11 protein-coding genes are annotated in these 13,304 nt (G+C 65.0%); 5 read left to right on the top strand and 6 right to left on the bottom strand.

Translation table 11 applies throughout. The features are described 5' to 3' along the window. Positions 1-27 precede the first annotated feature (27 nt). The 5 genes from BTW08_RS05475 to BTW08_RS05495 are packed head-to-tail and all read right to left on the bottom strand — an operon-like array spanning position 28 to position 5,222. Complete coding sequence (locus BTW08_RS05475; RefSeq protein ID WP_075561509.1) at positions 28-1,233, bottom strand: acetyl-CoA C-acyltransferase; 1,206 nt, start codon at positions 1,231-1,233, stop codon at positions 28-30. 27 nt (positions 1,234-1,260) lie between these two features. Then, the gene (locus tag BTW08_RS05480; RefSeq protein WP_075561510.1) at positions 1,261-2,046 is read right to left on the bottom strand and encodes an SDR family NAD(P)-dependent oxidoreductase; all 786 of its coding nucleotides are present in this window, start codon (positions 2,044-2,046) and stop codon (positions 1,261-1,263) included. After that, positions 2,033-3,211: an enoyl-CoA hydratase/isomerase family protein gene (locus tag BTW08_RS05485; protein ID WP_075561511.1), complete on the bottom strand. Its 1,179-nt coding sequence runs from the start codon at positions 3,209-3,211 to the stop codon at positions 2,033-2,035. The genes BTW08_RS05480 and BTW08_RS05485 overlap by 14 nt, the downstream gene beginning before the upstream one ends. Then, a complete protein-coding gene (locus tag BTW08_RS05490; protein ID WP_075561512.1) occupies positions 3,208-4,047 on the bottom strand; it encodes an enoyl-CoA hydratase in 840 nt (279 codons plus the stop codon). Before BTW08_RS05490 ends, BTW08_RS05485 begins: the two co-directional genes overlap by 4 nt. Then, entirely contained in the window at positions 4,044-5,222 is a 1,179-nt protein-coding gene (locus BTW08_RS05495; protein ID WP_075561513.1) for an acyl-CoA dehydrogenase family protein, read from the bottom strand. Before BTW08_RS05495 ends, BTW08_RS05490 begins: the two co-directional genes overlap by 4 nt. 433 nt (positions 5,223-5,655) lie before the next feature. Between BTW08_RS05495 and BTW08_RS05500 the strand changes: the two genes are divergently transcribed. The 5 genes from BTW08_RS05500 (at position 5,656) to BTW08_RS05520 (ending at position 12,804) form a co-directional block, all read left to right on the top strand. Next, the gene (locus tag BTW08_RS05500) at positions 5,656-6,864 is read left to right on the top strand and encodes a thiamine pyrophosphate-dependent dehydrogenase E1 component subunit alpha (RefSeq protein ID WP_075561514.1); all 1,209 of its coding nucleotides are present in this window, start codon (positions 5,656-5,658) and stop codon (positions 6,862-6,864) included. Next, entirely contained in the window at positions 6,861-7,838 is a 978-nt protein-coding gene (locus BTW08_RS05505) for a transketolase C-terminal domain-containing protein (RefSeq protein ID WP_075561515.1), read from the top strand. Before BTW08_RS05500 ends, BTW08_RS05505 begins: the two co-directional genes overlap by 4 nt. A 9-nt stretch (positions 7,839-7,847) precedes the next feature. Continuing rightward, the gene (locus tag BTW08_RS05510; RefSeq protein WP_075561516.1) at positions 7,848-9,230 is read left to right on the top strand and encodes a 2-oxo acid dehydrogenase subunit E2; all 1,383 of its coding nucleotides are present in this window, start codon (positions 7,848-7,850) and stop codon (positions 9,228-9,230) included. 17 nt (positions 9,231-9,247) lie between these two features. Next, positions 9,248-11,056 (top strand): phosphotransferase, encoded by a 1,809-nt coding sequence (locus tag BTW08_RS05515; RefSeq protein ID WP_075561517.1) that lies wholly within the window; start codon positions 9,248-9,250, stop codon positions 11,054-11,056. A 401-nt stretch (positions 11,057-11,457) separates the two neighbouring features. Further along, positions 11,458-12,804: a sodium-dependent transporter gene (locus BTW08_RS05520; RefSeq protein WP_075561518.1), complete on the top strand. Its 1,347-nt coding sequence runs from the start codon at positions 11,458-11,460 to the stop codon at positions 12,802-12,804. A 205-nt stretch (positions 12,805-13,009) separates the two neighbouring features. Here the strand turns inward: BTW08_RS05520 and BTW08_RS05525 are convergent, their stop codons facing one another. After that, a complete protein-coding gene (locus BTW08_RS05525; protein WP_075561519.1) occupies positions 13,010-13,198 on the bottom strand; it encodes a hypothetical protein in 189 nt (62 codons plus the stop codon). Between the last annotated feature and the right edge of the window lie 106 nt (positions 13,199-13,304).

Here is a 13,304-nt window from a genome sequence, read left to right on the forward strand (position 1 = left end):
CGTGTAGGGGGGTCGTATTAGTGCGGCTCAGGCGAGCCGTTCGATGCCGATGGCCGTAGCCTCGCCGCCGCCGATGCAGATGGCTGCCACGCCCCGCGTCATTCCGTGATGGGTCAGCGCATTCAACAGCGTGACCAGGATCCGCGCCCCTGAGGCGCCGATAGGGTGACCCAGCGCGCAGGCGCCGCCATGGACGTTGACTCGTTGGTGATCGAGCCCGAGTTCGTGCATGGCTGCCATCGCCACCACCGCAAAGGCCTCGTTGATCTCATAGAGATCGACGCCTTCCCGCGACCAGCCGAGCCGTTCGTGCAGCTTGCGGATAGCGTGGATCGGCGCCACCGGGAAATCACCGGGACGCATGGCGTGGCTGACATGGCCATGCACCCGCGCCAGCGGCGTCAGGCCCAGCCGCTCGGCCTCGCTTTGGCGCATCAATACCAGCGCCGCGGCGCCGTCGGCGATCGAGCTCGAATTGGCGGCGGTGACGGTGCCGCCGTCGCGGAAGGCCGGTTTCAACTGCCCGACGCGGTCGATGTTGGCCTTGTAGGGCGGTTCGTCGTGCTCGACGCGATCCGTACCACGCCCGGCCGGCGCCTCTAATGCCACGATTTCGCTGGCGAACACGCCGGAATCGATCGCCCGCCTGGCCCGGGTCAACGAATCGATGGCGTAGGCATCCTGGCGTTCGCGGGTGAAGCCGAAGGCCTGGGCGCAATCCTCGGCGTAGGTGCCCATCAGCCGGCCCGGCTCGTAGGCGTCCTCGAGCCCGTCGAGAAACATGTGATCGAGCACCTGCGCGTGACCCATGCGCAGGCCGGTTCGGGCCTTGGGCAGCAGGTACGGCGCGTTGCTCATGCTCTCCATGCCGCCGGCGATGGCATGCGTGACGCTCTCCAGGCGCAGCGCATCGAACGCCTGCATCGCCGCTTTCATGCCGGAACCACACATCTTGTTGACCGTGGTGCAGGGCGTCGATTCGGCGAGCCCGGCGGCCAGCGCCGCCTGACGTGCCGGCGCCTGACCGAGACCTGCCGGCAGCACGCAACCCATGAGCACTTCATCGATGGCCGCTTCGTCGATGGCGTCCGGCGCCAGCCCGGCGTGTTCGAGCGCACCCCGAATCGCCGCCGCGCCTAACTGCGGGCAGCTCAAGCCGCCGAGCGCGCCCTGGAAAGCGCCCATCGGCGTGCGTTTGGCACCGACAATCACGATCGGGTCTTCGGATTTCATCGCGTTTCTCTCTGTAAGTTCGTGGCATCAATTGGCATTCATTCGAATGCCGCCGTCGAGCCGAATCACCTCCCCGTTGAGATACCGGTTCTCGAGGATCTGGCGCACCAGCGAGGCGTACTCCTCGGCGTGGCCCATCCGCCTGGGAAACGGCACCTTGGCGTTGAGGCCGTCGCGTACCTCGGCAGGCATGCCCTGCATCATCGCGGTATCGAAGATGCCGGGGGCGATCGCCATCACGCGAATGCCGGAGGTCGCCAGTTCGCGGGCGGCGGGCAAAGTCAGCCCGACCACGCCGGCCTTGGAGGCGGCGTAGGCCGCCTGGCCGATCTGGCCTTCGAACGCGGCTACCGAGGCGGTATTGATCACTACGCCGCGTTCGCCGTCGTCGTCGATAGAGGCGCCGTCATTCGAAGCCCGGTCCTGCATCGCGGCCACCGCCAGACGCAGCATGTTGAAGGTGCCGATCAGGTTGATATCGATCGCACGTCGAAAACTGTCGAGTCCGTGGACGCCGCGCTTGCCGTGGATCTTCTCTGCCGGCGCGATGCCGGCGCAGTTGATCAGGCCGTGGAGAGCGCCGAAGCGCTCGAGCGTGTCGGCGATCGCTCGTTCGCCGTCGGCTTCGCGGGTCACGTCGGCCTGCAGCGCCAGTGCCGTCTTGCCGAGCGTTTCCGCCTGGCTGCGGGCCGCTTCGATGTCCTGATCGACCAGCGCCACGTTGGCGCCGGCCTCGATCAACATCCTTGCCGTGGCGGCGCCCAGCCCGGAGCCGCCGCCGGTGACGAGGAAAGTGCGTTCAGCCAGTTGCATGAGTCGGTTCCTTCTCGACAGGCCGATCGACGAGATCGCGCAGTGGATGGCTATCGCAATCCCACGGGGAAACGAAGCAGGCCTGGATATCGGCGTCGGGCACGGCACCGTGCACGTGCTGCCATCGGGGATTCCGGTCCTTGTCGATCAATAGCGCCCTGACGCCTTCGGCGAGATCCCCCCGGGCGGCGCAGGCGAGCGAGAGATTCAGCTCCTCGCGGAGCACCTCGGCCAGCGACAGCCGTCGGCAGCGAGACAGCTGACGGAGGATCAGTCGGGCCGAGAGCGGCGACCCGGCGGCCAGATTCTTCGCCGCCCGAGCGATCCACGGGTCGTCGTCGCTGGCGGCATCGATGACCCGGCGAATCAGCGTTTCATCGTCATCGTCATCGGTGAGCGCGTCGAGGGTATCGAGCCGCGGCTGTACCTCGGGCTTCGGCGCTCGTTCGCGACTGGCATCGGCGTGTTGCCGCAGAACGTGGCCCACGGCGCGAGCGGGTTCGCCCCAGTCGGCCTGGCGCAGATCCTCGATCACGGCCTCTCGGCGCATATCGTCGATCAGGCGGTCGGCCAGGCCGACGAACAGCGCATCGCTGGCGTTGAGTCGGGCGCCGGTCAGGCCCAGGAACAGGCCGCTGCGCCCGGGGCAGCGATTCAGAAACCAGCTGGCGCCGACGTCCGGATAGAGTCCGATGGTGATCTCCGGCATTGCCAGCATCGAGCGCGGTGTGACGACTCGGTGAGAAGCGCCGACGAACAGCCCGATACCGCCGCCCATGACGATGCCGTCGCCCCAGGCGATGACGGGTTTGGGGTAGCCGTGGAGGGTGTGATCGAGGCGGTATTCGTGGCTGAAATAGCGTGCGATGAAGCCTTGGGCCGCCGCCGGGTCATGATCGGTCTCGCCCGCGACAATGGCACGATGCAGCGCGACCACATCGCCGCCGGCGCAGAAGGCCTTGTCGCCGGTGCCCTCCAGCCACACGGCTGCGATAGCGTCATCCGTCGCCCAGGCATCGAGCTGTGACTGCAGGTCGTCGATCATCTCGAGCGTCAGCGCGTTGAGGCTCCTGGGCGCGTCGAGCGTCACCCGGCCGATGCGGTGGCCGTCGGCGGTATCCAAGGTCTCCAAATGGAGAGCATCGAATCGGCCCGGGTCGGTCATGAGCCCTCACCGCGTCGCATCGAGTCGGAATGCCAGCGGGGCTCGCGCTTGTCGAGGAAGGCGCCGATCCCCTCGGTGGGCGCATCGGTGTCGAACAGCTCCAGGAACAGTTCACGCTCCATCCGGTAGCCGCTGGGCAGATCCTGGTGGCGGGCATTCATGATCAGCCGCTTGCAGCGTGCCAGCGCCTCCGGGCTCTGCTGCGTGCTGGTGGCGGCCAAGGCGAGCGCGGTTTCCAGCGCGGTGCCGGTATCGACGACCTCTTCCACCAGCCCGATGGCGAGCGCGCGTTCGGCATCGATGCGCTCGCCGCACAGAATCATGCGCTTGGCCCAGCCTTCGCCTACCAGCCACGGCAGATGTTGGGTGCCGCCGGCGCAGGGCAAAAGCCCCACCCTGGCCTCGGGCAGCGCCAGCTGTGCCTGGCGTTCAATGACCCGAATATCGCAGGCCAGCGCGCATTCGAGTCCGCCGCCCATGGCGTAGCCGTTGATCGCGGCGATGCTGACGCCGCGATAGGCGGCCAGCGCTTCGAATGCCCGGCCGAAGCGGGTCGCCATCTCCAGCGCGGCGGGCTTGCCGCCCTCGCTGAAGCGCTTGAGATCGGCCCCGGCGGAAAAGAACTTCTCTCCCGCGCCGACGATCACCAGCGCCTGGATCTCGGGGTCGGCGTTGAGCGCGTCGATGTGCTGTTCCAGCGCCGTCAGCGAGGCCTCGTGCCAGGTATTGGCGGGCGGATTGTCGATGGTGATCAGCGCCACCGCGCCGCGACGTTCCAGACGCAGACCGGTTTGTTTGGCGTCGTTGTGAGATGAGGGCTCATGAGCGGTCGTCATGACAGGTTCTCCAGATCGTCCTTCGCCAGCAGTCGGCGGGCCACCACCAGCCGCATGATTTCGTTGGTGCCCTCGAGTATCTGATGGACCCGGCAGTCGCGAACGTGGCGTTCCAGCGGGTAGTCGCGCAGGTAGCCGTAGCCGCCGTGAAGCTGCAGCGCGTCGTTGCAGATCGTGAAGCCTTCGTCGGTGGCAAAGCGCTTGGCCATGGCGCAGTAGAGCGCGGCGTCGGAATCGTTGCGGTCCAGCTTGCTGGCTGCCAGCCGCACCATCTGGCGCGCCGCGACCAGCTGCGTGGCCATGTCAGCGAGCTTGAACTGCAGCGCCTGGAAACTGGCCAGCGGCTTGCCGAACTGTTCCCGCGTTTCCAGATAGCGATGCGCGGTTTCCAGCGCGGCCTGGGCCGTGCCCACGGAGCAGGTGGCGATATTGATGCGCCCGCCGTCCAGCGCCTGCATGGCGATCCGGAAGCCTTCGCCTTCTTTCCCCAGGCGATGGTCTGCCGGCACGCGCACGCCGTCGAAGCTGATCGCCCGGGTCGGTTGGCTGCGCCAGCCCATCTTCTCCTCGTGCTTGCCGTACTCGATGCCGGGGCTGTCCGCCGGTACCGCGAAAGCGGAAATCCCGTCGGCGCCGCTGTCCGGCTCGCCGGTACGCGCCATGACCACCAGCAGATGGGTACTGCCGGCGCCGGAGATGAACATCTTGCTGCCATCGATGACGTAGCCGTCTTGTTCGCTGTCGCCATCACGACGGGCGCGGGTTCGCAGCGCCGCCGCGTCGGAACCGGCGCCGGGTTCGGTCAGGCAGTAGGAGCCCAGCTTCTCGCCGGTGATCATGGCCGGCAGCCAGGCCTCGCGCACGGCGTCCGTGGCGTAGCGGGAGAGAATCCCGTTGACCATATTGTGGATGGTCAGGAAGGCGGTGGTGGTGGTGCAGCCTTTGGCCAGCTCCTCGATGATCAGCGTGGCATCGAGCCGGCTCAGCCCCAGGCCACCGTGCGCCTCGGGAATATAGAGCCCGCAGAAGCCCATCTCGCCGGCGCGGTGAAACGTTTCCACGGGAAAGACGCCGTTGGCGTCCCATTCGGCGGCGTTGGGCGCCAGTTCGCGTCGGGAAAACTGACGTGCCGCTTCCCGGTAGGCCAACTGATCGTCGTCGAGTTCGAAATTCATGACGAAGGGATTTCCATCGCTGAGGGGTTTCGATAAAGGCTTTTGACGTGCCACGCCTTGTGGGCCTGGGGCACGTACCATCGTCCAGTTCTAGCGATGCCTTCCGCGCTGCCACAATTGGACCTAATGCTCAAAGACCAAGGTCGGATGGTGACAAGTTGACATTAACGTCAAGGTCACATGTTGAAGCGACCGCCGAAATCGGTCGCTCTCCGACTTGTCGGACTCATGTGGAAAGAGCGGCTCACGAGGCGGCTCTTATCTCGGTCATCGATCTCAGAGGAGGGTTACAACACAGGCGAGCAAAGGCAAGACAAGGCAAAATTGGACGAAAAGCGAAGTTTACAGACGGGTAAATGGGTATTTGAGGCCAATTTTAACGCCGTATTGCCGCGTGCAGCCCTGTTGTAAACATTCTCTCAGGAAGCATCAGATGAAGAAGAACCAAACCACGGTGAAGCCGGTGCACAAACCGATCTTTGCCAACGGCGACGACATCCAGATCCCCGTTTTTACCCAGCTCAAACCCGATGGCACCGTTTACGCCGATGCCGGGCCGAGCTCCCTCGACGAGCCGACGGCGCGGCGCATCTATCGCGCGATGCTCTACACCCGCGTGCTCGATGAACGCATGCTGGCGGCCCAGCGCCAGGGGCGGCTCAGTTTCTACATGCAGTGCACCGGCGAGGAAGCGGCGGTAATCGGCAGCACCGCGGCGCTGGACGATGCCGACATGATCATGGCGCAGTATCGCGAGCAGGGCGCGCTGGCCTACCGCGGCTTCACCACCGACGAGTTCATGGATCAGCTGTTCGGCAACGAGCGCGACCCCGCCCATGGTCGTCAGATGCCGATTCACTACGGCTCGCGAGATCTCTACTACCTGACGATTTCCTCCCCGCTGGCGACCCAGATTCCCCAGGCCACCGGCTACGCCTATGGCCAGAAACTGGCCGGCAAGGGCAACTGCACGCTGACCATCTTCGGCGAGGGCGCGGCCTCGGAAGGGGATTTTCATGCCGCGCTCAACATGGCATCGGTGCACAAGGTCCCGGTGATCTTCCTGTGTCGCAACAACGGCTATGCCATCTCCACGCCGGTCGCCGAGCAGTTCGCCGGCGACGGTATCGCGGCCCGTGCCTTCGGCTATCGCATGCAGTCGATCCGGGTCGACGGCAACGACATCCTGGCGATGTACGAGGCCACTCGCGAAGCGCGCCGGCTGGCGGTGGAGCAAAACGAACCGGTATTGATCGAGGCAATGACCTACCGCCTGGCGGCTCACTCCTCCTCCGACGATCCTTCCGGCTATCGCAGCAAGAAGGAAGAGGAGGCGTGGCACAAGAAGGACCCGCTGCGCCGTATGCAGCGCTGGCTGATCGAGCATGGCTGGTGGAACGAGGACGAGGAACGCGAACTGACCGAGTCGCTGCGCCGCGAGGTGCTGGACGGCATGAAGCAGGCCGAGAAACGTCGCCCGCCGGCACTCGAGACGCTGGTCAGCGACGTCTATGCCGAGACACCACCGCTATTGCGCGAGCAGTTCGAGGCGCTGGAAGCGCATATTCGTCGTCATCCCGAGACCTATCCCAAGAGTGCGCCGTGGCTGGACGACGACGGCGCGACGGAGGGCCGAGCATGAGCCGAATGAATCTGCTCCAGGCGGTCAACAACGCGCTGGATACCGCCATGGCGGCCGACGAACGCGTGCTCTGCTTCGGCGAGGACGTGGGTGTTTTCGGCGGTGTGTTCCGCGCCACCAGCCATCTGCAAGAAAAATACGGCCGTGCTCGCTGCTTCAACACGCCGCTGGTGGAGCAGGGCATCATCGGCTTCGCCAACGGCCTGGCCGCCCAGGGTTCGGTGCCGGTCGCCGAGATCCAGTTCGCCGACTACATCTATCCGGCGTTCGATCAGTTGGTGAACGAGACCGCCAAGTTCCGTTACCGCTCCGGCAACCTGTTCGATGTGGGCGGCCTCACCGTTCGGGCGCCCTACGGCGGCGGCATCGCCGGTGGCCACTATCACTCCCAGTCGCCGGAGGCCTATTTCGCGCATACGCCGGGGCTGACGGTGGTGGTGCCACGCAATCCACACCAGGCCAAGGGGCTGTTGCTGGCCTCGATCCGCTCGCCGGATCCGGTGATCTTCTTCGAGCCCAAGCGGCTCTATCGCGCGTCAGTGGGTGAGGTGCCGGACGAGGACTACGAGCTGCCGCTGCGTCAGGCGGAGGTGATCAAGGAAGGCAACGACATCACGCTGCTGGCCTGGGGTGCGCAGATGGAAGTGATCGAACAGGCCGCCGAGATGGCCGAGAAGGAGGGCGTCTCCTGCGAGCTGATCGATCTGCGCACGATCGTGCCGTGGGATATCGAGACCGTGGTGCAGTCCGTGCTCAAGACCGGGCGCTTGATCGTCAGTCACGAGGCGCCGCTGACCGGGGGCTTCGCCAGCGAAATCGCGGCGACGATCCAGAGCCGCTGCTTCCTCTATCTGGAGTCGCCGATCGAACGGGTGACCGGGCTCGACACGCCGTTCCCGCTGACGCTCGAGAAGGAGTACATGCCGGGGCCATTGAAGGTGCTCGATGCCATCCACCGCACGATGGATTTCTAGGAGGGTGAGATGAGCGATTTTCGATTGCCCGATACCGAGGCCGGGAACGTACCGGCGACGAAGGATTTCATTCTGCCCGATCTGGGCGAGGGCATCGTCGAATGCGAGGTGGTGGCGTGGCGCGTGGAAGAGGGCGAGGAGATCGCCGAGGATCAGCCAGTGGTCGAAGTCAGCACCGACAAGGCGGTAATGGAGATCACCGCGCCGGAAGCGGGGCGGATGGTGCGCCACTACTGTCAGCTCGACGAGATCGCCCGGGTGCATTCGCCGCTGTTCGCCTACGTGCCGCAGGCCAGCGACGAGAGTCGCGATTCAGCCGAGGCTGCCGCGGCGTCAGCTCCAGCGCCAGCTTCAGCTCCGGCTCTAGCGACAGTCGACGCTGTTCCACGTGAAACCTCGGCGGCCCAGGGGAACGACGAGAACTCCGGGGTAGCGCCGGCAGAGGTTGGCTCTCCCTCATCGAATGCTGGCCGCCTACGCATTCCGGCCAGCCCGGCCGTGCGCCGTCGCGTGCGCGAGCTCGGCGTGCGCCTCGAGGAGATTCCCGGCAGCGGCAAGGATGGCCGGGTGCTCAAGGAAGACGTGCTGGCGTTTCGGCAGCAACAGGAAAAGCAGCAGGAACAGCGCCGTGAGCCGGCCGCAACGTCGGATCATCAGACCACGACGGCTGCCGATTCTGCCTCCAACGGCGAGCGCGTCGAGCCGCTGCGTGGCGTGCGCGCGGTGATGGCCCGGCGGATGAGCGAGGCGGCGTCGACGATTCCGCACTTCGCCTACGGCGAGGAGTTCGATGTCACCGAACTGCTGACGCTGCGGGAACGTCTCAAAGGCGATTTCGAAGCCCGCGGCGAGCGGCTGACGCTGATGCCGTTGCTGATGAAGTCGCTGGCGCTGGCCGTGGCGGAGTTCCCCTTGCTCAACTGCCGGCTCAATCCGGCAGCCGACGCCATTCATTACCAGGCTGCCTGCCATATCGGCATGGCGGTGGACAGCGCCAGCGGCCTGCTGGTGCCCAACGTCAAGCATGTCGAACGACTGAGCTTGCGCGAAGTGGCGAGCGAGGTGGAGCGCCTGACCCGCGCTGCCCGCGACGGGCGAGTCGAACCGGCCGATCTCAAGGGCGGCACGATCAGCATTTCCAACATCGGCGTGCTGGGCGGCACCTACGCCATGCCGATCATCAACGCGCCGGAGGTGGCGATCGTCGCCCTTGGCCGAGTCCAGCGGCTGCCGCGTTTCGCGGAAGATGGTTCAGTGGTCTCCCGGGCGATCATGACCGTGACCTGGTCCGGCGATCATCGGGTGCTGGATGGCGGCACCATGGCGCGCTTCTGCAATCGCTGGAAGGGCTATCTGGAAGGGCCGGAGACGATGCTGGCCGAGCTGCGCTGAGCGCGGAGCGGACTCCCATGACCGAGCCGACGGAGCTGCAGCAGTTCTACATTCCCGAGGAGCAGTCGGTCTATCTGCTCAGCCAGAGCCAGGCGCGGCAGCTGCGGGAGTGGATAGAGCGCTGCCGTCACCAGCTCGCCCAGGTCGGCTATCGCGAGGTCGAGCTGGTCGGCAAGGGCGCCTATGGCTTCGTCTTCGCGGGTATCGATAGCGCCGGCGATAGCCACGTCTTCAAGTTCACGCGCCAGAATTTGCCGCAGTCGTTCCACGAACGCCTCGAGGAGGAGGCGTTCATGCTCGAACAGGTCGATCATCCGCGCGTTCCCAAACTGATCGCCTACCGTACCCTGCGCCATCAGGCGATGCTGGTGATGGCGCGTGCGCCGGGCACCAATCTGGAAGAGTTCTCGCTACGCCAGGGCCGACTGACAGCGCGGCTGGTGATCGGGATCGCCGCCCAGCTGGCCGACATCCTGCGCGCGCTGCGCCGCGAATCTGCCGAGGGCCGGCTCGTGGTTCACGGCGATATCAAACCCTCCAATCTGATGTTCGATCCCCTGACCGAGCAGATCGCGCTGATCGACTGGGGCTCGTCGGTCTTCGCCCAGCTCGATGCCGAGGGGCAGTTCCTGTCGCGTAACGTGATGGCGCTGATGTCCGCCGATCTTCAGCACACCAACGCCCGCATGGGCGATGTCTACTACATCGGCGAGGAGCAGCTGAACGGCGCGCTGTCCTCGCCGCGTTTCGACGAGCAGGGCGCCGCCGCGACCCTCTATGCGCTCGCGACGGCACAGTCCAGCCGCTTCGGTCATGAGACGATCCCGGCAACCTCGCTGGGCTTGCCGATCGAGTTCGCCCGGGTACTGGATGCCATGCTCAGCAACGACCCCGCACTACGCCGACGGGCCGGGGACTATTTTCTCCAGCACATGCCGCGCATCGCCCGCACCCTTATCAGCGAACCGGTGGCCGCGCCGGAAAGTCCGCTGGTGCCGGTGTGGGTGCGCTCGCTGGAGCAGGAAATCGAGACGGTGATCTACAGCTCGCGCAAGGCGTTTCTGCGTGACGATCATCATCTGGACGAAGCGCGCGATGACACCCTGAGCGCGATCAATGATGTCCAGCTCGATCGCTACTACAAGCAGTTCATGCAGGGCATGGGCGATCTCGAAAAGGCTTTTCTGGTAGCGGTGGGGCGGCTGGGCAAGTATCCGGTGGTGGGTGGCCTGGCGGTGCGCTGGAGCGACGCCGGCGTCGAGTTCGACACCACCTTGAGCCTCAACGAACCCTCGCTGCGAACGGCTTTTGTGGCGGCGGTGAACAACATGATCACCTTGGCCCGGGCGATTCGCCGCCGCGACGGCGTGTTCAAGGCGTGCCTGTTCAACGCCCGGCGCACCCTGCACGTCGACCGTGACGACGCCTCGCAGCCGTTCGTGCCCGACGCGGCCCGCGCGATTCCCTACGAGGTCAGCCCGACGCCGGAACTGGAGGACGCCAGCCGCGAACACTCCTACTTCGAGGACGGCCCGGACCCCGAGGAGTTCCTGCGCCTGCCGACGGTGATGATCGAGGCGCTGTCGCGACTCAATGCCATCCATCACACCGGAATGATCATCTTCGAGGCGCTGCCGACCCATCTGAAGATCCACAGCTACTACCGCCTGCTCGATCCGGCCCGGGAGGCCGAGTTCCGCGCCTGTCTGGAGACGCTGCTGGCGGCGGTGCCGCAGATCGACGGGCTCGGCGTTTCCGGGTACATGAAGATGCCGTACAAGAACACCCGGCATTTCGCGCATCGAACACAGCAGGTCGATTCCTGAACTCGATCCGCGGCAGCGAGTCGCAGCGCTTTACGCTCGATCATTGCGTTTTCGGCACGCTTTTCACCCCATTTGGCCGTTTTTATGGCGGAACCGGGGATGAATCGGATTCGAGTCGGTATAATCCGCGCGTTTTCTGTTCAAGCGGCCCGAAGCTGCCGCCAAGGCAAGCGGCCCGAAGCTGCCGCCAAAGCCAAACGGCCCGAAGCTGCCGCCAAAGCTTTCAAGCGGCCCGAAGCTGCCGCCAAGCCAAGCGGCCCGACGCTGCTGCCGAGCCAAGCGGCCCGACGCTGCCGCCAAAGTGAAACAGCCGGAGACGCTCCCGGGCTTTAAAAACGACACCGGGTCCGGCCTCTCGAAGGGGCGGTATTCCGATAACAGCAATACTCGATGGTGAATTCATGGCCAAGCAATCCCACGTTCATGCGCAGTGGTCCTCGCGCACGGCGTTCGTACTCGCGGCGACCGGCTCGGCCGTCGGTCTCGGCAATATCTGGAAGTTCCCCTACATGGTGGGCGACAGTGGCGGCGCGGTGTTCGTGCTCGTCTATTTGGTCTGCATCGCCCTGATCGGCCTGCCGATCCTGGTTTCCGAATGGCTGCTGGGCCGGCGCGGACAGTCAAACCCGATCAATACCATGCAGACGCTCAGCCGCGATTCGAAGAAATCACCCGATTGGGTGCTGGTGGGCATCGCTGGCGTGCTGGGTTCGTTTCTGATTCTCTCTTTCTATAGCGTCGTCGGCGGCTGGTCGCTCAACTACACCTGGAGCACGTTGACCGGCGATCTGGGCAGGTCCAGCGGAGTCGATGTCGGTGATTACTTCACCACCCTGCTGAGTCAGCCGGGCACGCTGCTGTTCTGGCACACGCTGTTCATGCTGATCACCTTCGGCATCGTCGCCGGCGGCGTCAAAGGCGGCCTGGAGCGGGCGGCCAAATGGCTGATGCCGCTGCTGATCGTGGCGCTGATTCTGCTGATCGGCTTCGGTGCGACCACCGCCGGCTTCGGCGAGGCGGCGGCGTTCATGTTCTCGCCCGACTGGAGCAAGCTCAACGGCGGCGTCATTCTCGCCGCGCTGGGCCATGCCTTCTTCACGCTGTCGCTGGGGATGGGGATCATGATGGCCTACGGCTCCTACCTGGGGCAGGAGGTCAATCTGATCAAGACGGCGCGCACCGTGGTGATTCTGGATACCGTCATTGCCCTGGGCGCCGGCATGGCGATCTTCCCGGTGGTGTTCGCCAACAACCTGGATCCGAGCGCCGGGCCGGGCCTGCTGTTCGTCACCCTGCCGCTGGCGTTCATCAACATGCCGTGGGGGTTGGCGTTCGGCACGATCTTCTTCGCGTTGCTGACCGTGGCCGCGATAACCTCGGCGATCTCGCTGCTGGAGCCGGTGACGGAGTTTCTGGAAGAGCGTACGTCGCTGTCTCGGCTGGGTTCGGCGTTCGTCGCCGCGCTGGCGACCTGGGCGCTGGGGATCGCCGCGCTGCTGGCGTTCAACGTCTGGTCCGGCTTCCAGCCGTTCGGCTTCAACGTCTTCGACCTGCTCGACGCGCTCACCAGCAAGCTGATGCTGCCGCTGACGGGCCTGGCCGCGATCGTCTTTACCGCCTGGTTCCTGGATAGCGAGGGTGTGAAGCAGGAGCTGGGTCTGGGGCCGAAAGGCCGGGTGCTGTGGCACTACGTGTCGCGTTACGTAGCGCCGATCGGGGTGGTCGTGGTGTTCTTCAATAGCCTGTAGAGCGTCGATCGCCTTGGCACGCTTCGACGCGTGACAGGGCTCTGCCGTCGGAGAGGGTTCCGACGGTTCAGGCAGCGGCCGCTGTTCTCTTCGAGGACGCGGCCGCTGATCGTTGAGGCCGGCGAAGCGAAAGAGTTGCGAATGAGTGGCGAAAGAGCGGACGGCTGCTTGTCAGCGATGCTTCCGGCTTTGCCCCGGGTTTCCGCTACTCTGGCAGCTCGGCGATCTCTTCCGCCAGCTGGCGCTTTTCCTGACGCTGCTCGATACCGCGCCGGGCCTTGAGGTAGCGAACGGCAGCCCTGCGCTTGCGCTGTTCGTGCTCGCTGACTTCCAACGTCATGAAAATGTCGATGATTTCGCTTTTCAGGGTGTGAAGATGTTCGACGGTCGTCATGATCGAATCTCCTGGCATCCTCGGATCGGTCGGTTAGCACCCGACATGCATACTATACCTAACATTACAAGATCATGACGGTTAGCTTTTGTCATGCTTTCAACGT

Source organism: Salinicola sp. MH3R3-1, from assembly GCF_001937155.1.
GTDB lineage: Bacteria > Pseudomonadota > Gammaproteobacteria > Pseudomonadales > Halomonadaceae > Salinicola > Salinicola halophyticus.

Bases quoted from the DNA above. Each gene is read 5' to 3' on its own strand.
- BTW08_RS05475 (WP_075561509.1), bottom strand. From the start codon at position 1,233: ATGAAATCCGAAGACCCGATCGTGATTGTCGGTGCCAAACGCACGCCG.
- BTW08_RS05480 (WP_075561510.1), bottom strand. From the start codon at position 2,046: ATGCAACTGGCTGAACGCACTTTCCTCGTCACCGGCGGCGGCTCCGGG.
- BTW08_RS05485 (WP_075561511.1), bottom strand. From the start codon at position 3,211: ATGACCGACCCGGGCCGATTCGATGCTCTCCATTTGGAGACCTTGGAT.
- BTW08_RS05490 (WP_075561512.1), bottom strand. From the start codon at position 4,047: ATGACGACCGCTCATGAGCCCTCATCTCACAACGACGCCAAACAAACC.
- BTW08_RS05495 (WP_075561513.1), bottom strand. From the start codon at position 5,222: ATGAATTTCGAACTCGACGACGATCAGTTGGCCTACCGGGAAGCGGCA.
- BTW08_RS05500 (WP_075561514.1), top strand. From the start codon at position 5,656: ATGAAGAAGAACCAAACCACGGTGAAGCCGGTGCACAAACCGATCTTT.
- BTW08_RS05505 (WP_075561515.1), top strand. From the start codon at position 6,861: ATGAGCCGAATGAATCTGCTCCAGGCGGTCAACAACGCGCTGGATACC.
- BTW08_RS05510 (WP_075561516.1), top strand. From the start codon at position 7,848: ATGAGCGATTTTCGATTGCCCGATACCGAGGCCGGGAACGTACCGGCG.
- BTW08_RS05515 (WP_075561517.1), top strand. From the start codon at position 9,248: ATGACCGAGCCGACGGAGCTGCAGCAGTTCTACATTCCCGAGGAGCAG.
- BTW08_RS05520 (WP_075561518.1), top strand. From the start codon at position 11,458: ATGGCCAAGCAATCCCACGTTCATGCGCAGTGGTCCTCGCGCACGGCG.
- BTW08_RS05525 (WP_075561519.1), bottom strand. From the start codon at position 13,198: ATGACGACCGTCGAACATCTTCACACCCTGAAAAGCGAAATCATCGAC.